Source organism: Paragemmobacter kunshanensis (assembly GCF_011059185.1).
GTDB lineage: Bacteria > Pseudomonadota > Alphaproteobacteria > Rhodobacterales > Rhodobacteraceae > Paragemmobacter > Paragemmobacter kunshanensis.
Genome location: NZ_JAALFE010000005.1, coordinates 19928 through 38358 on the forward strand (window position 1 = coordinate 19928; position 18431 = coordinate 38358).

17 protein-coding genes are annotated in these 18431 nt (G+C 69.5%); 10 read left to right on the plus strand and 7 right to left on the minus strand.

Translation table 11 applies throughout. The annotated features are described in order from the left end of the window. Nucleotides 1-93: 93 nt before the first annotated feature. Entirely contained in the window at nucleotides 94-963 is an 870-nt protein-coding gene (locus G5V65_RS06580) for a MurR/RpiR family transcriptional regulator (protein WP_165048179.1), read from the plus strand. Between the two features lie 91 nt (nucleotides 964-1054). Here the strand turns inward: G5V65_RS06580 and G5V65_RS06585 are convergent, their stop codons facing one another. The 3 genes from G5V65_RS06585 to G5V65_RS06595 all read right to left on the minus strand — a co-directional run bounded on the left by G5V65_RS06585 (nucleotide 1055) and on the right by G5V65_RS06595 (nucleotide 2483). Then, entirely contained in the window at nucleotides 1055-1261 is a 207-nt protein-coding gene (locus tag G5V65_RS06585; RefSeq protein WP_241250476.1) for a type II toxin-antitoxin system RelE/ParE family toxin, read from the minus strand. Beyond that, a complete protein-coding gene (locus tag G5V65_RS06590) occupies nucleotides 1230-1535 on the minus strand; it encodes a type II toxin-antitoxin system RelB/DinJ family antitoxin (RefSeq protein WP_165048181.1) in 306 nt (101 codons plus the stop codon). The genes G5V65_RS06585 and G5V65_RS06590 overlap by 32 nt, the downstream gene beginning before the upstream one ends. A gap of 75 nt (nucleotides 1536-1610) precedes the next feature. Next, complete coding sequence (locus G5V65_RS06595) at nucleotides 1611-2483, minus strand: DMT family transporter (protein WP_165048183.1); 873 nt, start codon at nucleotides 2481-2483, stop codon at nucleotides 1611-1613. 176 nt (nucleotides 2484-2659) lie between these two features. Here G5V65_RS06595 and G5V65_RS06600 point away from each other — a divergent pair, with 176 nt between their 5' ends. Further along, the gene (locus G5V65_RS06600) at nucleotides 2660-3652 is read left to right on the plus strand and encodes an NAD-dependent epimerase/dehydratase family protein (protein WP_165048185.1); all 993 of its coding nucleotides are present in this window, start codon (nucleotides 2660-2662) and stop codon (nucleotides 3650-3652) included. Nucleotides 3653-3676: 24 nt separating this feature from the next. Here the strand turns inward: G5V65_RS06600 and G5V65_RS06605 are convergent, their stop codons facing one another. Further along, nucleotides 3677-4663: a 2-hydroxyacid dehydrogenase gene (locus tag G5V65_RS06605; protein WP_165048187.1), complete on the minus strand. Its 987-nt coding sequence runs from the start codon at nucleotides 4661-4663 to the stop codon at nucleotides 3677-3679. Nucleotides 4664-4944: 281 nt separating this feature from the next. Here G5V65_RS06605 and G5V65_RS06610 point away from each other — a divergent pair, with 281 nt between their 5' ends. From G5V65_RS06610 to G5V65_RS06640, 7 genes are all read left to right on the plus strand, one after another. Next, nucleotides 4945-5547, plus strand: coding sequence for an SH3 domain-containing protein (locus G5V65_RS06610; RefSeq protein ID WP_165048614.1), 603 nt, complete (start codon nucleotides 4945-4947; stop codon nucleotides 5545-5547). Between the two features lie 92 nt (nucleotides 5548-5639). Beyond that, nucleotides 5640-6578 (plus strand): cation diffusion facilitator family transporter, encoded by a 939-nt coding sequence (locus G5V65_RS06615; protein WP_165048189.1) that lies wholly within the window; start codon nucleotides 5640-5642, stop codon nucleotides 6576-6578. Between the two features lie 128 nt (nucleotides 6579-6706). Then, a complete protein-coding gene (locus tag G5V65_RS06620; protein WP_165048191.1) occupies nucleotides 6707-7375 on the plus strand; it encodes a TetR family transcriptional regulator C-terminal domain-containing protein in 669 nt (222 codons plus the stop codon). Continuing rightward, complete coding sequence (locus G5V65_RS06625) at nucleotides 7372-8556, plus strand: pyridoxal phosphate-dependent aminotransferase (RefSeq protein WP_165048193.1); 1185 nt, start codon at nucleotides 7372-7374, stop codon at nucleotides 8554-8556. The genes G5V65_RS06620 and G5V65_RS06625 overlap by 4 nt, the downstream gene beginning before the upstream one ends. Then, nucleotides 8553-10127 (plus strand): 5-guanidino-2-oxopentanoate decarboxylase, encoded by a 1575-nt coding sequence (locus G5V65_RS06630; protein WP_165048195.1) that lies wholly within the window; start codon nucleotides 8553-8555, stop codon nucleotides 10125-10127. The genes G5V65_RS06625 and G5V65_RS06630 overlap by 4 nt, the downstream gene beginning before the upstream one ends. Nucleotides 10128-10325: 198 nt before the next feature. Further along, on the plus strand, nucleotides 10326-11711 hold the full coding sequence (locus tag G5V65_RS06635) for an aspartate aminotransferase family protein (protein WP_165048197.1): 1386 nt from the start codon (nucleotides 10326-10328) through the stop codon (nucleotides 11709-11711). Beyond that, the gene (locus G5V65_RS06640) at nucleotides 11708-13102 is read left to right on the plus strand and encodes a glutamine synthetase family protein (protein ID WP_165048200.1); all 1395 of its coding nucleotides are present in this window, start codon (nucleotides 11708-11710) and stop codon (nucleotides 13100-13102) included. Before G5V65_RS06635 ends, G5V65_RS06640 begins: the two co-directional genes overlap by 4 nt. Nucleotides 13103-13192: 90 nt before the next feature. Here the strand turns inward: G5V65_RS06640 and G5V65_RS06645 are convergent, their stop codons facing one another. After that, nucleotides 13193-13801 (minus strand): response regulator, encoded by a 609-nt coding sequence (locus G5V65_RS06645; protein WP_165048201.1) that lies wholly within the window; start codon nucleotides 13799-13801, stop codon nucleotides 13193-13195. A 155-nt stretch (nucleotides 13802-13956) separates the two neighbouring features. Here G5V65_RS06645 and G5V65_RS06650 point away from each other — a divergent pair, with 155 nt between their 5' ends. Beyond that, nucleotides 13957-16725: a hybrid sensor histidine kinase/response regulator gene (locus tag G5V65_RS06650; RefSeq protein ID WP_165048203.1), complete on the plus strand. Its 2769-nt coding sequence runs from the start codon at nucleotides 13957-13959 to the stop codon at nucleotides 16723-16725. On the opposite strand, the gene G5V65_RS06655 is transcribed toward G5V65_RS06650, so the two are convergent. Continuing rightward, entirely contained in the window at nucleotides 16726-17451 is a 726-nt protein-coding gene (locus tag G5V65_RS06655; protein ID WP_394352232.1) for a sirohydrochlorin chelatase, read from the minus strand. It abuts the gene before it with no gap. Between the two features lie 30 nt (nucleotides 17452-17481). After that, nucleotides 17482-18417: a LysR substrate-binding domain-containing protein gene (locus G5V65_RS06660; protein ID WP_165048205.1), complete on the minus strand. Its 936-nt coding sequence runs from the start codon at nucleotides 18415-18417 to the stop codon at nucleotides 17482-17484. Between the last annotated feature and the right edge of the window lie 14 nt (nucleotides 18418-18431).

An 18431-nucleotide genomic window follows, 5' to 3' on the forward strand; every position in this document is an offset into this window, starting at 1 on the left:
TTTCGGAGATGAAATTTCTGTTACAAAGTTTTCTGAATGGGGCCTGCGGGGATTCGATTGCTTCCCGGGCAGGCCGCTGGAAAAGGGGGCAGCATGGATGCCGCAGCGACGATCGAAGACCGGATGCGCGCCGCGATGGGCGATCTCACCCGGGCCGAGCGGCAATTGGCGAGCCATATCCTGACACATTACCCGGTGGCGGCGCTTGGGTCGATCACGGAACTGGCCCGCGCCTCGGGCGTGTCGAACCCCACGGTGGTGCGGCTGTGCCAGAAGCTGGGATTCAAGGGCTATCCCGATTACCAGCAGGCCCTGCGCGGCGAGGTGGAGGCGATGCTGGTCTCGCCGCTTGCCAAGCATGACCGCTGGGCGGGGGGTGTGCCCGACACCCATATCCTGAACCGTTTCGCCGATGCGGTGGTGGCGAACCTTCAGGCCACGCTGGGGCAGATCGACCATGCCGAATTCGATGCCACGGCGGCGCTTCTGGCCAATCCCGACCGGCGGGTCTTTGCCATGGGCGGGCGGATCACCCATGCCATGGCCGAGTATTTCGTCACGCTGATGAAGAATGTCCGTCCGAACGTGACGCTGCTTTCGGGCATGTCGAACACCTGGCCACCCGCGCTGCTGGACATGTCGGCGGGGGATGTGCTGGTGGTCTTCGACATCCGCCGCTACGAGAATTCGGTGCTGCAACTGACCGAACTTGCCGTGGAGCAAGGGGCAGAGGTGGTGCTGGTGACGGATCGCTGGCTGTCGCCCGCTGCCGCCCATGCGCGGCATGTTCTGGCCTGCCATATCGAGGCGCCGAGTGCCTGGGATTCGACCGTGTCGCTTCTGGTGCTGGTCGAGACGCTGCTCGCCTCGGTCCAGGACCGGACATGGACGGTGACGGAAGGGCGGCTGAAACGGCTGGAAGAACTGTATGCAAGGTCGCGCTTCTTCCGGCGGCATCGCTGAGGGCGGCAAGGGCCGCTCTAGGGCCAGTTGCGCGCGCTGTGCAGCAGGCGCAGGATGGTGACGGCGCCTTCGCCAACCGCATAGACGAAGATTAGTTGGGGTGGATCACCATCTCGCGCGTGCCGGGAAGGCGACCTTGGCGGTAGGCATGGGGATGCTGGGGAAGCCTGTCGGCCCTTTCGATGATCCGGTCGAGGAAGGCATCGGCGGCGGCGGGATTGTCCGAGGCAATGAAGCCGATGATGGCAGCAAGATCCTGCCGCGCCTCATCCGTCCAGTCTGGCCTTGCGTTTCGCATCAATCAGGGCACGCATCTCACGCATTGCATCTTCATGGGACATGAGCGGACCCGGATCGTCAAGCGCCTCTTGCACCTTGCGGCGGAACCACTGGTCATGGGTTTCCTCGGTCACCGTAAGGCCGGGGGGAAGGCCGCCCTCCTTTGCCACGCGGGTCAGCAGGATGCGGACGGCATCCGACAGGGTCAGCCCCACGCCTTCCAGCGCGGCGGCGGCGCGGGTCTTCACCTCTTCGTCGATGCGGATATGCAGCATGGTCGTGTTGGCGGGCATGGCGGATCTCCCTTGTCGATGCGGGGATGGTGTCTCTCAATTGAGAGACGGTCAAGGGGGAGAATTGGGGGCCGATCAGGCCGTCACCGCCCGCCTTGCCCCCGACAGCCCGTTCATGGTGACCGCGACCAGAAGGATCGCCCCGCCCATGAAGGTGGCGGCGCTGGCGGTTTCGTTCAGGAAGAGCCAGACCCAGAGCGGGGCGAGCATCACCTCGATATTCGACAGAAGCGCCAGTTCGGCGGCCGGCACGACCCGGCTTCCCAGCGTGTAAAGCACCATCCCCCCCGACAGCGTGCCCGCCCCCATCGCCATGGACCAGAGCGCATCGGGCAGCGGCACGGCAAGGGTCTGGCCCAGTTGCCCCGCCACCAGCGCCCCCACCGCGATGGAAAAGATCCCCCCCAGAAGGACCGAAGGCAGCGTGTCGGCCAGCCCGCGCCAGCGCAGCGACACGGTGAAGACCGCAAAGCCCAGCGCCGAAAGCAGCGCCGCGACATTGCCCGCCAGCGCCCCGCCTTCCAGCCCGTCGCGCACCATGACGAAGATCCCCGCCATCGCCACGCCCATGGCGGCCCATGTCTCGGGCCGGACCCTTTCACCCAGCACGGCCCAGCCGATCAGCGCCGTCAGGAAGGGCGAGGCGGCGAACAGGAAGACTGCATTGGCGATGGTGGTGGCCTGAATGGAATAGATCGCCCCGCCGAAGGCCCCGACAAGGCCGATCCCGCCCAGCACCCCGGCAAGGCCCACCGCCCGGATCGCCGGCAGCGGCGAGCCGCCCGCGCGCCAGATCAGAAAGGCCAGCAGCACCGGCACCATGCCCACGGATCGCCAGAACAGCACGGCCCAGGTTCCCGCGCTGTCGATCTGGCGGAAGATCAACCCCTGCGAAGACCACAGGATCCCCGCCAGAACGACCAGAACCATTCCCGATCCGTAACGCATGCCAACCTCCTGCCGTGCCGCGCCAGAAAGCCATGCCCCCGGCCCGCCGGTCTGTTCCAATCCCGACCTGCCCCCCGCGCAAACGGGCAGCGGCGCGAAGGCCCCGGCGGGCTTGATTTCCGCCGTGATCCGCGCGACTTGGGGCTGTCAACGGTGCAGGTGCGGGGGGTTGCGGCATGGAAAGACGGGCTTTGGTCACGGGATCCGCGGGGTTCATCGGCTTTCACCTGTGCCGCCGCCTGCTGGCCGATGGCTGGCAAGTCACCGGGCTGGACGGGATGACGCCCTATTACGACGTCAGCCTGAAGGAGGCGCGCCATGCGCTTCTGCGCCAGTCGCCGGGGTTTCGCGCGGTGGAGGGGCTGGTCGAGACGCCGGGCCTTGTGGCCGGGCTGGCGCAGGGGGCGGGGGTGATCGTCCACCTCGCCGCGCAGGCCGGGGTGCGCTATTCGATCGAGGCCCCGCGCAGCTATGTGGAGGCCAATCTCATCGGCAGCTATGAGGTGCTGGAGGCCGCCCGCCACGCCCGGCCCGCGCATCTGCTGATGGCCTCCACCTCATCCGTCTATGGCGCGAATACCCGGATGCCCTATGCCGAGGGTCACAAGGCCGATCACCCCATGTCCTTCTATGCCGCGACCAAGAAGGCGGGCGAGGCGATGGCCCATTCCTATGCCCATCTCTATGGCATCCCGACGACGCTGTTCCGCTTCTTTACCGTCTATGGCCCCTGGGGCCGCCCCGACATGGCGCTGTTCAAGTTCGTGAAGGCGATCCTGCAGGGCGCGCCGATAGAGATCTACAACCACGGCGAGATGCGGCGCGATTTCACCTATGTCGATGATCTGGTCGAGGGGATCACGCGGCTGATCGCCCTGCCCCCGGCGGAATCGGCGGGGCCGTGCGACAGCCTTTCGCCGGTCGCGCCCTGCCGGATCGTGAATATCGGCAATGGCGCGCCGGTCGGGCTGATGGACTTCGTGCAGGCGGTGGAGGCAGCACTTGGGATGACGGCCGAAAAGCGCCTGCTGCCGATGCAGCCCGGCGACGTGCCTGCGACCTGGGCCGATGCCACGCTGATCGAGGCGCTGACAGGCCCCCTGCCCCGCACCGACATCCGCGAGGGCGTGCAGCGCTTTGTCGACTGGTATCGCGACCACTACGCCTGAGGCGCGGGCGATCCGGGCCGGGGGTTACAGCATCCCCGGCACCACCTGATCCGGCGGGCGGTGGCCATCGGCAAAGGTCTTGATGTTGATGATCACCTTCTCGCCCATCTCGATCCGGCCTTCCAGCGTGGCCGATCCCATATGCGGCAGCAGAACGACATTGGGCAATTCGCGCAGGCGGGGGTTGATCTCGACCCCGCGTTCATAGACGTCGAGGCCCGCCCCCGCGATCTCGCCCGCGCGGAGCATCCGCGTCAGGGCGTTCTCGTCGATCACCTCGCCGCGCGAGGTGTTCACCACCACGGCCGAGGGTTTGAGCAGTTTCAGCCGCCGCGCGTTCATCAGGTGATAGGTCGAGGGCGTATGCGGGCAGTTGATCGAGATGACATCCATCCGCGCGATCATCTGGTCGAGGCTTTCCCAGAAGGTGGCCTCATGCTCTGCCTCGACCTCGGGGCGCAGGCGGCGGCGGTTGTGATAGTGGATCTGCATGCCGAAGGCCCGCGCCCGCCGCGCCACGGCCTGCCCGATCCGCCCCATCCCGAGGATGCCCAGCCGCTTGCCGCCGATCCGCCCGCCCAGAAGCGCCATGGGCGACCAGCCCGGCCATTCGCCGGTCTGCATCAGCGCCAGCCCCTCGGGGATGCGGCGCGTGACGCCCAGGATCAGCGCCATGGTCATGTCGGCGGTATCCTCGGTCACCACGCCGGGGGTGTTCGACACAAGGATGCCGCGCTGGCGGGCGGTGGCCACGTCGATGTGATCCACGCCCGAGCCGTAATTGGCGATCAGTTTCAGCTTGTCGCCCGCCTGCCCAAGAAGGCCCGCGTCGATCTGGTCGGTGATCGTGGGCACCAGCACATCGGCCCGGCGCATGGCAGCGGCGAGTTCGTCGCGCGACATCGGGGTGTCGGGATCGCGCAGGTCGACATCGAAGAGTTCCTTCATCCGGGTTTCCACCGGCTCGGGCAACCGTCGCGTCACGACAACACTCAAGCGTCCTGCGGGCATCGACCGCCTCCCTGCACTTCCAAATCCGTTCCCTGAATGGCAAAGTGGCGGGAAGCGGGGCAAGGCACAAGCCCCCGAAGCAAGAGGCCGCGCATCGACGCGGACAGATGGGCAGCAAGAACAGGGGTCGGCGCGCCGGGCATGGCGCGCGGGGCCCCGATCACGGCAAGGAACAGGCGGTCGCGATGGGATACCGGGCAAGGATGGCGCTGATGGGCGCGGGGATCTGGGCGGGGCTTCTGGCCGCAGCCCCCGGCCTTGCGCAAGAGGGGACGCGCCCGATGCCGCGCCCCGAGGGGCTGGTGCCCGCCGCCGCCGCCGCCACAACGGCCCCGCCCGCTTCCCCCGACGCCACGGCGACCCCGGCCCTTGCCGCGCCCAGCGCGCCCGCCGCCCCGCAACAGCCCGAGGCCGCCCCGGCACAGGCCGCCGCCGCCGCCCCGGCCCGCGATCCAAGCCGTGGCAGCGTGACCAACCTGCCCCTGCCGCGTTTCGTCAGCCTGAAGGGGAACGAAGGCAATGCCCGCCGTGGCCCGGGCCTGACCCATCGCATCGACTGGGTCTTCACCCGGTCGGGGATGCCGCTGCGCATCACCGCGGAATACGAAAACTGGCGCCGGGTCGAGGATGCCGAAGGCGTGGGTGGCTGGGTGCATTATTCGCTGCTGTCGGGCGTGCGTTCGGTGCTGGTCGCCGCCGATCTGGCCGAATTCCACAGCCGCCCGCAGGACGAGGCCGAAGTCATCCTGAAGGCCGAACGCAATGTCGTGGGCTGGGTGCAGGAATGCCTGCCCGACTGGTGCCGCGTTTCGGTCGATGGCGAAAGGGGCTGGGTTCGCAAGACCGCGCTTTGGGGCGTGGCCCCCGGGGAAGTGATCGAATAGCGGCATTGCGAGTCGCTCTCGCTTGATCGCGCCCCCCCGGCTTTGGTAGCGAGCGGCCATCCCCCCGGCCTGACCGAAGGACACGCGCCGCCATGCCCCTGTCGCCCTCAATCCGCATGAACCTGTCGGCGGGTCTGTCCTCGGTGCTTGTGGCCGGGGTGCTGGTGGGGCTGAAGCTCTGGGCGCTGGGGCAGACCGGGGCGCTGTCGGTGGCCGCGTCGCTGGCCGACAGCGCGATGGACCTGATGGTAAGCCTGGGCGCGCTGGCCGCGCTGATCTATGCCGCCAAGCCCGCGGACGAGGATCACGCCTTCGGCCATTCCTCGGCCGAGGATCTGGCCGCGCTGGGGCAGGCGCTGTTCATCCTGATCGCCGCCGGGGCCATTGCCGTGGGCGCGGTGGAGCGGCTTCTGTCGCCCGCCCCCGCAGCGCTGCAGGCCGAAGGGCTGGGCATGCTGATCATGGGGGTGTCGATCCTGCTGACGCTGGGCCTTGTCTGGTGGCAGGGCCGGGTCGCCGCGCGCACGGGCAGCCGCGTCGTGGCGGCGGACCGGCTGCATTACCTGGGCGATCTTCTGCCCAATATCGGGGCCATCGCCTCGCTCTGGGCGTCCAGCCGGTTCGGGCTGGGATCGGTGGATTCGATCGTGGCCCTTGGGGCGGCGGGGATGCTCGCGCTGGGGGCGCTGCGCATCGGCAAGGGGGCCTGGGATGCGCTGATGGATCGCCGCGCCGACCCCGAGATCGTGGCCGGGATCGGCAAGCTGGCCGCAGGCTGGCCCGGGGTGCGGGGGTTTCACGATCTGAAGACGCGGACGGCGGGCAGCCGGGTCTTCGTGAACATCCATATCGAACTGGATGGCGACCAGACCCTGCGCGAGGCCCATGCCATCGGCGCCGCGCTGCGCCGGGCGATCCTGGCCGCCTATCCGCAGGCCGATGTCATCGTCCACAAGGACGTGGCCGCCGCACCTGCCGGCCCTGCCGCCGCCCCGGCCGCGCCACCCGCCGCGAAGCCCCCGCTGCATTGATCCGGTCACAATCCGCGCATCGCCTTTTTCGCGCCCCTGTGGCAGCATGATCCGGCCCCCGATACAGCGCTTGAACGGGTCCGCGCCTTGCGTTATTATCCACATGTATAATTGACGGTCACCCGCCCATGTCCGAACCCGCCATCCGCCGCCCCTATCGCCGTGAAGGCGAGGAGAAGCGCCGCGACGCCCTGATCGCCGCGGCCATGGCGCTTGTGGCCGAGGGCGGGCCGGAAGCCGCCACCGTGCGCGCCATCGCGGCCCGGGCGGGCGTGACGCCGGGCCTGATCCGGCACTATTTCCAATCCAAGGAAGAGCTGACCCATGCCGCCTATCGGCAGGTCATGGAAGCCATGACGCATGAGGCGATGCGCGCCGCCGCCGCCATCCCCGAGGCCGATCCGGCCGGCCGCCTTGCCGCCTTCGTCGCCGCGAATTTCCGCCCGCCGGTGATGACGACGCTGCTGGTCGGCGTCTGGGCGGGCTACATGCATCTGGGCCGCAACGACCCGGTCATGCATGCCATCCACGAGGCCACCTATCTGGGCTATCGCGACCGCCTGCAGGAGCTGATCGCCGCCCTGCCCCGCCCCGCCGACCCCGCCCGCGACCGGCGCGAGGCCATCGCCTGCAACGCGCTGATCGACGGGCTTTGGATCGAGGGCGGATCCCTGCCCGACAATTTCGACCAGGGCGAGGTGCTGCGCATCGCGCTGGATGGCATCGGGGCCATGCTGGGCATCCGTTTCCCCGAAAGCGCCTATCAGATCCCCCCCGAAAGCGAGACCCCTGCATGAGATACGCCCCCGTCACCGACCGTCTTGCCGGACTTGGCGGCGCCAAATGGGAGATTCACGCCCTCGCCCGCCGCATGCAGGCCGCGGGAGAGCCGGTGATCGAACTGACCATCGGCGAACCCGATGTCGCCACCCCCGCCGCCCTGATGGACACCGCCGCCCGGGCGATGCGCGCAGGCCGGACCGGCTATTCCAACGGCCAGGGGGAACCGGCGCTGGTCGCGGCCCTTGCCGCGCGCTACAGCGCCCGCCGGGGCCGCCCCATCGGGCAGGATCAGGTGATGTGCCTGCCCGGCACCCAGACCACGCTTTACGCCGTGCTGCAGACGCTGGTGACGGAAGGGGACGAGGTGCTGGTGGGCGATCCGATGTATGCCACCTATGAGGGGCTGATCCGCGCCACCGGGGCCGCCGTCATCCCCGTGCCGCTGCGCCCCGAGGCGGGCTTTCGTATCCAGCCCGCCGATATCGCCGCCCGCATCACCCCCCGCTCGCGCGTGCTGTTCCTCAACAGCCCGCACAACCCGACCGGGGCGGTCCTCACCCGCGAGCACCTTGTCGCCCTCTGCGGCCTTGCCGCCGCGCATGACCTCTGGGTGATCTGCGACGAGGTCTATGAGGATCTCTGCTTCCCCGGCGTCCCCTTCGCCTCGCCGCTTGACCTGCCCGAATTCGCGGAACGGGTCATCGTCGCCTCCTCCATCTCCAAATCCCATGCCGCGCCCGGCTTCCGCTCCGGCTGGTGCCTGGGCCCGGCGGAATTCTGCGCCCGCCTCCTGCCCCTGTCGGAAACCATGCTCTTCGGCAGCCAGCCCTTCATCGCCGACATGACGGCCGAGGCCGTCGCCTCCCCCTCGCCCATCGCGGCCGAGATGATGGCCCGCTTCCAGCGCCGCGCGGTGCTGATCCGCGACCGGCTGGATGGGGTGGCGGGGCTGAAGGTGCATATGCCGCAGGCGGGGATGTTCGCGCTGCTCGACATCCGCGCCAGCGGCATGACGGGCGATGCCTTCGCCCGCGCCCTGCTGGCCGAGGCGAAGGTCGCCACCATGCCCGGCGAAAGCTTTGGCACGGCGCTGGCGGGCTGGTTGCGCCTGTCGCTGACCCAGCCCGATGACCGCATCGCCACGGCTTGCGACCGCATCGCCACCTTCGCCGCCGGGCGGAGGATCGCGGCATGAGGACGGTGGGCCAGGCCCTGGTCGAGGGGCTGAGGGCGCGCGGGGTCGAGGTGGTCTTCGGCATCCCCGGCGTGCATACGATCGAACTTTACCGCGGCCTTGCGGGCGGCGGCATCCGCCATGTCACCCCACGCCACGAACAGGGCGCGGCCTTCATGGCCGATGGCTATGCCCGCGCCTCGGGCAAGCCGGGCGTGGCCTTCGTCATCACCGGGCCGGGCCTTCTGAACGCGCTGACCGCCATGGGCCAGGCCAAGGCGGATTCGGTGCCGATCCTCGTCATCTCGGGCGTCAACCGGCGCAACAGCCTGGGCAAGGGGCTGGGCCTCTTGCACGAACTCCCCGATCAGGCGGCGATGGTCCGTCCGCTCTGCCCCAGCGAAAGGCTGGAAGACCCCGCCGATCTGGAAGCGATGCTCGACCGCGCCTTCGCCCATCTGCTGACGGGCCGCCCCGGCCCCGTGCATATCGAGATCCCGACGGATGTGATGCCGCTCGCCGCGCCCGAAGCCCCCCGCGCGCCGCTGCCCGCCCGCCCCGCGCCAGAGCCGGACCAGATCGCAGAAGCCGCCCGCCTGCTGAACGCCGCCCGGCGCCCGGTGATCCTTGCCGGCGGCGGCGCGCGCGGCTGCGATGCAGCCTTGCGCCAACTGGCCGAAACCCTCGACGCGCCCGTGATCCTGACGGTGAATGCGCGCGGCATGCTGCATGACCACCCGCTTTGCGTGCCTGCCTCGCCCTCGCTCGACGCGCCGCGCGCGCTGATCGCGCAGGCCGACCGGATCCTGGCGCTGGGCACCGAACTCGGCCCCACGGATTACGACATGTATGTGCGCGGCGGCTTTCCCGATCTGTCGGGAATGATCCGCGTCGATGTCTGCGCCGATCAACTCGCCCGCCACCCTGCCGCGCTGCCGATCCGGGCCGAAACCGCCGCCACGATCGCGGCGCTTCTGCCCCATCTGGCACAGAAACAGGCCGAAGGCCCCGCCCGCGCTGCCGACACGCGCGCCCGCGCCCGCGCCGAACTCGGCGCGCTCCACCCTTCCATGCCCGCGCAACTGGCCATGGTCGAGGCGATCCGCAGCGCCCTTCCCGGCGCGCAGATCGTGGGCGACAGCACCCAGCCCGTCTATGCCGCCAACCTTTACTACGACCATGATCGCCCCGGCGGCTGGTTCAACGCCGCCACCGGCTTTGGCGCCCTGGGCTTCGGCCCCGGCGCCGCCATCGGCGCGGCCATCGCCCATCCCGGCAGTCCCACGATATGCCTCATCGGCGACGGGGGCCTGCAATTCGACCCGGCCGAACTGCGCGTGGCGGTGGACGAATCCCTCCCCCTCACCTTCCTCGTCTGGAACAACGCGAGCTATCGCGAAATCGCCGAAGCCATGCGCGATGCCCAGACCGAAATCATCGGCTGCACGCCCAGCCCGCTCAACCTTGCCCCCTTCGCCGCCGCCTGCGACCTGGACTTCGCCTCTGTCGCCGAAGACCCCGCCGCCCTGCGCGCGGCACTGGCCGCACCGCAGAAAGGCCCGCGCCTGATCGAGATCCGCGTCACCTCCTGACCCGGTCCCTTCATCCTGGCCCAAATACCCCGGGGGTTTGGGGGCAGCGCCCCCATCGCCTGCGCCGAAGCGCGGCACGCGCGCAGGCGCGACAAAAGGCTTGCGCCGCGCCTTTCGCGCGGCGCTCCGCCCGGCAACATTTGCATTTGATCAAATTCCGCGTCATAAGCGGGCCAAAGCGGCAGGGAGGCGCGTCCCATGGCAGGAACGGCAAGGATCATCGCAGGCATTCCGCAGGACCGGCTGGAACGCATCGCCACGCGCGAGGCGCGGCGTTTCGCGCAAAGCCGCCCGCGCGCGGCGGCGGCGCTGGCGCAGGGGGCGGGGGCGTTCCTGAACGGCGTGCCGATGCACTGGATGGCCGACTGGCCCATGCCCCACCTGCCCCTGGTGGCCGAGGCGAAGGGCGCAAGGCTGACCGATATCGACGGCTACGGGATCGACGATTTCTGCCTGGGCGATACCGGCTCCATGTTCGGCCATTCGCCCGAACCCGTGGCCCGCGCCATCCGCAAGCAGGCCCGCCGGGGCCTGACCTACATGCTGCCCACCGAAGCCGCGCTGGAAGCGGGCCGCCTGCTCACGGAAACCTTCGGCCCCTTCCGCTGGCAGATCGCCACCACCGCGACCGATGCCAACCGCTTTGCCCTGCGTGTCGCCCGGGCGGTGACCGGGCGGCCGAAGGTGCTGGTCTTCAACGGCTGCTATCACGGCACGGTGGATGACACGATGGTGGAACTGGTGCAGGGCCGCACGGTGAACCGTGCGGGGCTTGTCGGCCAGGTGCAGGATCTGACGAAGGGCGCGGTGGCCTGCGAATTCAACGATCTGGCCGGGGTGGAAAAGGCGCTGGCCAGGGGCGATGTCGCGGCCATCCTGACCGAACCGGTGATGACCAATTCCTGCATGGTCCTGCCTGCGCCCGATTTTCATGCCGGATTGCGCGCGCTGGCCACGAAGCATGGCGCGCTTCTGATCATCGACGAGACGCATACCATCTCGTCCGGCCATGGCGGCTATAGCCGCGTGCATGGCCTGCAGCCCGACATGTTCGTCGTCGGCAAATGCGTGGCGGGGGGCATGCCCACCGCCGTCTGGGGCATGACCGAAGCGGTGGCCGACCGGTTCAACGCCTATGATGCCACCCGCGCGCCGGGCCATTCGGGCATGGGCACCACGCTTTCGGCCAATCCGATGCAGTTCGCCTGCCTCGCCGCCACCCTGGCCGAGGTGATGACGCCCGAAAACCATGCCCGCATGGAGGCCGGGGCCGAACGGCTGGCCAGGGGCCTTGCCGCCGCGATCGAACGGCATGGCGCGCCCTGGCATGTGGTGCGCGTGGGCGCGCGGGTGGAATTCATCTGCGCCCCCGGCCCCCTGCATAACGGAACCGAGGCCCAGGCCGCCCACCAGCCCGCGGTAGAGGCCGCGATCCATACCGCGCTTCTGAACCGCGGCTGCCTGATCGCGCCCTTCCACAACATGATGCTGGTCAGCCCCGCCACGCGAAAACGCCAGATCGACCGGCTGATCGCCGCCTTCGACGAAATCCTGACCGAATTCTTCCCCCGAGAGACAGAATGACCGATACGACCAGCCCCTCCGGCTCCACCCTCGCCGAGGCCGAAGCCTTCCTCGCCGCCCATCCCGAGATCGAGGCCTTCGACATCGTCCTGCACGATTCGAACGGAATCGGTCGGGGCAAGATCATCCGGCGGCATGAACTTCTGTCGCTTTACAAGAATGGCCGGCATCTGCCGATCTCCATCCTCGGCCTCGATATCTGCGGCGAGGATGTGCATGAGACGGGCCTGATCTGGGATCAGGGCGATGGCGACCTGCGGGCCTGGCCGATCCCCGGCACGCTAGTGCCGCTGCATGCCACCCAGCCCCCGCGCGGCGAGGTGCTGATGTCGATGTATGACCTCGAGGGCAATCCGATGACATCGGATCCCCGTCATGCCCTGCAGCGCCAGGTCGATGCCATGGCGGCCGAAGGGCTCTATCCGGCGGGGGCGTTCGAGCTGGAATTCTTCCTGCTGGCCAATGAGCGCGGCCCCGACGGCAAGGTGCAGCCCGCCCGCGACGTGCTGGACGGGCGCGGATCGCACAAGACCGAGGTCTACTCGGTGGACCACCTGCATGGCATGCTGCCCCTGTTCAGCGACATCTATGCCGGGGCGGAAAAGGCCGGGATCAAGGCCGAGACGATGATCTCGGAATATGCGCCGGGCCAGTATGAGCTGACGCTGCACTACCGCACCGATGTAATGCAGGCCGCCGACGATCTGATGCGGCTGAAGCGCATCGTCCGCCTGCAGGCCCGCCAGCATGGCGTAACCGCCTGTTTCATGGCCAAGCCGGTGGAAAAATATGCAGGCTCGGGCATGCATTTCCACGTCTCGCTCTGCGACGCGGCGGGGCGCAATGTCTTTGTCGAGGAAGAGGAAGGCCGCTGGAACCCCGCCATCCTGCATGCGCTGGGCGGGTTGCGGGCGACGATGGGGGAATCCATGCTGGTCTTTGCCCCCCACGCCAACAGTTGGCGGCGCTTTGCCGCGCAAAGCTATGCCCCCGTCAGCCCGACCTGGGGGGTGAACAACCGCTCTGTCGCGCTGCGCATCCCGGCGGGCGACATCAAGGCCCGCCGCATCGAACACCGCCCGGCGGGCGTGGATGCCAATCCCTATCTGGTGGCGGCCACGGTTCTGGCGGGCATCCGGCACGGGCTGAAGCACAGGATCGACCCCGGCCCGGAAACCACCGGCAACGGCTATGCCGAGGCGCAGGATGCCCCGCCCATCCCGGTGGACTGGCGGCAGGCGATCGAGGCGGCGACCGCCTCGGCCTTCCTGAAAGAGGCGCTGGGTGCAGAGATGCACCGCACCTTCACCGCCATCAAGGCCGCCGAACATGCCCGCGTCGCCCGCACGGTGAGCGAGGTGGATTACGACCTTTACCTGCACACGGTCTGACGCCGGGGTGGTCCAGGGCCCGCCTGTGGCGGGCCACGAATTTTCTGCGAAAATTCGGGCGCTTGCGCGCCTTGGCGCGGGGGGGGGCGGTCAGGTCAGCCCGGAATCCCGCGCGATCATCGCGGCATGGGTGCGGTTCTTCGCCCCCAGCTTGCGGCTGAGCGTCTTGACATGCAGCTTCACCGTCACCTCCTGCAGATCGAGGTCGCGGGCGATTTCCTTGTTCGACTTGCCCTCGCAGATGCCGCGCAGGACATCCGTCTCGCGCCGGGTCAGGCTTTGCAGCACATCCGCCATGTCGGGTTCGCGCATCAGAAGCGAGATCGGCGCGAAGACATCGCCCGAGGCCATCAGATGCACCGCCGCGATCATCGCGCGCGAGGCGAGCGTCTTGGGCACGAAACCCGCCGCCCCGGCCTGAAGCGAGGCTTCGGCCAGATCGCGCTGCGTGGTGCCCGAGATGATCGCCACCGGCACGCCCGGCGCGGCGGCCCGGGCACGGGCCAGCCCCTCCAGCCCGTTCATGCCGGGCATGTTGTAATCGAGAAGCACCAGATCGAAGCGCGTGCCTTCGGCCAGAACCTCCAGCGCGGCGGGCAGCGTGGCCACGCAGCGCACGGTTTCGAACCCTTCGGCAAGCAGGAAGGCCGCCAGCGTCTCGCGCACCAGATCGTGGTCGTCGGCCAGCAAGAGCCGCATCACTGCCTCCTGTCGGCGCGCCTGTCCCCGCATGGCGAGGCGACCGCGCCGCTTTGTCCCTTTCATGGTGACACCGTGAAACGCCTTGGAAGGCAAGCCCAATCCGCCATAGGTTGCGACAGCGCGCCCGGCCTGTTGCGGGGTTGCGCAGGCAGATGGGCGCGCGCGAGGTGGCAACCTGGCAGAGGATGGGGCAATACCGGCTGGGCGCTGCGGCGCTGGTGGCCGGGCTGTGCCTTGTCGCCATCGCCTTCCTGGCGCAGGAGGTGCGGGCGCGGCTGGCGGTGCTGGAACGGGCCAATTCCGACAACACCCAATGGGTGATGCTGCAGACCGAGGTAGAGGTGCTGCGCCTGCAGGGCGCCTTGACCGAGGCGCAGAAGCGCCCCACCCCCGACCGGCTGGACGAGGTGCGCCGCTGGTTCAACGTCTTCTACAGCCGCGTGGCCATGCTGGACCGCAGCACGCTTTACGCGCCGCTGATGGATCTGCCGGACTATGCCGCAGGCTATCGCCAGGTCATGGCCTATCTGGATGAGACGGTCGCGCTGATCGACGCGCCCGACAGGATGCTGGCGCGCAACCTCGGGCGGATCGCCGCCCCCCTGCCCGAGGTGCGGGCCGCGACCCGGGCAATGACGCTGGATGCGGTATCCGATTTCGCGGCCCAGGCCGATATGAACCGCGAATCCATTTCGCTGACGCTGCTGCGCCTGGCGGCGGTGACGGCGGCGCTGATGCTGATCCTGGCCGGGGTGGCGGCCATCCTGGCACTGCAGTTCCGCCGGTCGGAGATCCAGAAGCGCGTCCTGTCGGATACCGGCGCGCGCCTGTCGGCCATTGTCGCCACATCGGCGGACGGGATCGTGGTCACCGATCGCAACGGCATCATCCTTGACTTCAATCCCGCCGCCGAGGCGATCTTCGGCCTGCCCGCCGCCCGCGCCATCGGGCGGAACGCGCTGGAGGATCTTTTCGCCGAAGGCCTGGATGGCCCCCAGCAGCGCGCGCTGATCGCGGCCCTGTCCGAACCGCGGGGCGAGGGGCAGGATGCCCTGCGCATCGAGGTGGATGCCCGCCGCGCCGATGGCAGCGTCTTTCCGGCCGAAGTCTCCATCGCGCGGGACGCGGGGCAGGAAGCGGGCATCGTGGTGGCCTTCCTGCGCGACATCTCGGCCCGGCGGGAGGCCGAGGCCACGCTGACCCTGGCGCTGGACCGGGCGCAGGCGGGCGAGAAGGCCAAGGCGGAATTCCTGGCGGTGATGAGCCATGAGATGCGCACCCCGCTGAACGGGCTGATCGGGTCGATGGAACTCTTGCGCCGTGCCGCCACCAATGACGACCAGCGCGCCCTTCTGTCGGTGATGGAATCCTCGGGCGAGATCCTGCTGGGCCATGTAAACTCCGTCCTCGACGTGTCGCGCGCCGAAGTCGGTGCCGCCCGGGCCGAGGCCGCCGCCTTCGACCTGGACCGCCTGCTGGAAGAGACCGCCGCCAATCAGGCGGGTCTGGCCGAGGCGGCGGGGAACAGCATGGCCGTAACGCAGCCCGATGGCCCGCTGGGCCGGGTGATCGGCGACCGGGGCAAGCTTCGGCAGATCCTTCTGAACCTTGTCGGCAATGCGGTGAAGTTCACCCGCGACGGCAATATCTCGATCGAGGCGGAACGCCTGCCGGATCAGCCCGGGCTGGTGGAGATTCGCGTGGGCGATACCGGCATCGGCATCGCCGAGGCGGATCAGGAGCGGATATTTCAGGATTTCGTCACGCTGGATGCCAGCTATGGGCGCAGCACCGGCGGCACCGGGCTTGGCCTTGGCATCGCGCGGCGGCTGGCCCGGGCCATGGGGGGCGAGATCGGGCTGGAAAGCCTGGAGGGCGAGGGCAGCCTGTTCTGGCTGCGCCTGCCCCTGCCGCCCGCCCCGCCCGCGGCCACGACAGAGCCTGCCCCCCCGGGCAAGAGCGCGGCGGATGCCGGCGACGATGTCGATCCAGGCCCCCCCCTGCGGGTGCTGCTGGTCGAGGACAATGCGATCAACCGCTTCCTGCTGCGGCGCTTCCTCGAAAGCGGCGGTCATCAGGTGACCGAGGCCGCGGATGGCATCGAAGGCGTGGAGAAGGCCGGCAAGGCGGGGTTCGACGCGATCCTGATGGATATCTCCATGCCGCGGATGGATGGCATCGCCGCCACCCGCGCGATCCGCGTGGGCGGCGGGCCTTCGGCGCAGGCGCGGATCCTGGCGCTGACAGCCCATGCCCTGCCACAGGAACAGGCGCGCTTTCGCGCGGCGGGGATGGAGGCCTCGCTGACCAAGCCCATCGGGCGCAATGCCCTGTTGCGGGCGCTGGCGGGCGATCCCGCCGCGCTGGACCGGGCCGCCACCGGCCCTGCGGGCGGGCCGGCCCTGGCCGAGACCGGTGGCGCGGGCGGCCCTGGCGCGGCACCGCTGCCGCAGGTGATTGATGCCGACCGCCTGGCCGATCTGATCCGCTATGTCGGCGCGGAAACGGCGCAGGCCCTGATCCTGCGCCTGATCGAAGAGGCGGATGCAAGCCTTGCCCGCCTCGGCGCGCTGGATCCGGGCCGCGACGGGGCCGAGATGGCACGTCTGTGCCATCGCCTGACGGGCAGTTCAGGCACGTTCGGCGCGCTTGCCTTGCGGCATGCCCTCATGGCCGCGCAAGAGGCGCTGGGTGCGGGGGCGCTGCATCCCGATGACCGGCCCCAGGCGGAAGAGCCGCCTGCCGCAGCCCCGGGCGAACATCAGCCCGATCCGGCGGCCATCGCGCAGGCCCTGTCACGGATCGCGGGCATCTGGCAGGAGACGCGGGCCGCGCTGCTGCTGCAGGCCGAAGCGGCCTCTGGCGAAACCGGCCCGGCCGCGCCCCGCGGGGCGCCTGCCAGCGAGACGGCCGCGCCCTGATCAGCCCGCCGCCCGGCGCAGCGCGGCGCGGATCAATCCCGGCACCCGGGGATCGAGCCCGACCGGCGGCAATACCTGGCCGGAAAACCCCGCCGCCTGCAGGGCCTGCGGCAGATCCTCGGTCACATGGCCGCCGCGGGCGGCGAAGAAGGGCAATACCAGCGCGCCGGGGGGAAAGCCCGCGGCCACCTCGGCGATGCGGGGGGATTGGTCGATGAAGGCGGCCTCGGCGCGGCTGAAGCCCGCCTCCTGGCGCAGGCGGGCGACCATGGCATGGGCCACCTCCGACGGGGCGGGGCTGCGGAAACTGCCATGCGCCGCCAGAAGAAGCGGCAGGTCGGCCGCGGCAAGCCCGCGGCGCGCTGCCGCTTCGCGCGCCAGTGTCAGCGTCAGCGCCTGCACCCCGGGATCCAGCCCGAAGGGGGGCAGGATCCGCCAGTCCGCCCCACCTGCCGCAGCCAGACGCGCCGGCAGATGGGTGGCGGTGAACCAGCCACCGGCCATGAAGAGCGGATAGACCAGCCCCGCCCTGCCCGCCGCCGCCACCTCGCGCGGCAGCGCCCCCTCATCGGCCAGCGTGGCCGACCGGATCCGCCAGCCCGGCATCAGCGCCTGCACCTTGGCGGCGAGAAAGGCGATCTCGGCCGCGGCGGGGCCGGGATCCGAAGGCTGGCCATGCGCCACGATCAATGCGGCGGGCGGCAGGGGGGGGAAAGGGCGGGTCATGCGCGCGATCTAGCCATGCCGGGGCCTGCGTCAACCTTCGGGATCGGAAAGGCCGGGCAGGACGGCATCGGTCAGCGCATCGCGGCAATGATCGGCAAAGGCCGCCACCGCACGGCGCAGCGGCGCGGAAGCGGGCAGGATCAGCCCCATCCGCATCGGCGGCCGCGCGGTGCGCAACGGCACGAAGACCAGCCGCCGCCCATCGGGCGCGCGATCCGATCCAAGCCGGATATTGGCGATGGAATAGCCGAATCCATTGGCCACCATGGCCCGCATCACCCCCATGTCGCGGGTCCGCTCGGCGATCAGCGGGCGCAGGCCCTCGGCGGTGAAGAAGGACAGGAAGTAATCGGCGCTGTAGGGCAGATCCAGCAGCACCATCGGATGCGGCGCCAGATCCGCCGCCGTCACCGCCGCCCGCCCGGCCAGCGGGTGATCCTCGGGCAGCAGCGCATAGGGCGACAGCGGCAGCAGGGGCCGGAACTCCAGATCGCCCGGGATCTCCAGATCATAGGACAGCGCCACATCCAGCGTCGCCCGGCGCAGCGCCTCGATCAGGGCGGCGTGATCATGCTCGGACTGGCGGAACTCCACCTGGGGATGCGCCTCGGCAAAGCTGCGGCGCAGGCGCGGCAGCACGACCTGGGCGAAGGTCAGCAGACAGCCCACCGCCAGCGGCCCGCGCACCTGCCCCGTCAGATCCGCCGCGCGGTCGTTCAGGGCGCCCCCGGCCAGCAGCACCGCCCGCGCGGCTTCGGTGAACTGACGCCCGCCCTCGGTCAGCGACAGGCCCTGCGCATGCCGCCGGATGAACAGCTGCAGCCCGAATTCCTGTTCCAGCTGCGCGATGGCCGCGGAAATCGACGGCGATGAGACATGGCAGCGCTCTGCCGCCAGCGCCACCGATCCGCATTCCGCGACGGCGACGAGGTATTCAAGCTGGCGCAGGGTAAAGCGAAGCGGCATCCCCGCAGGCTAGC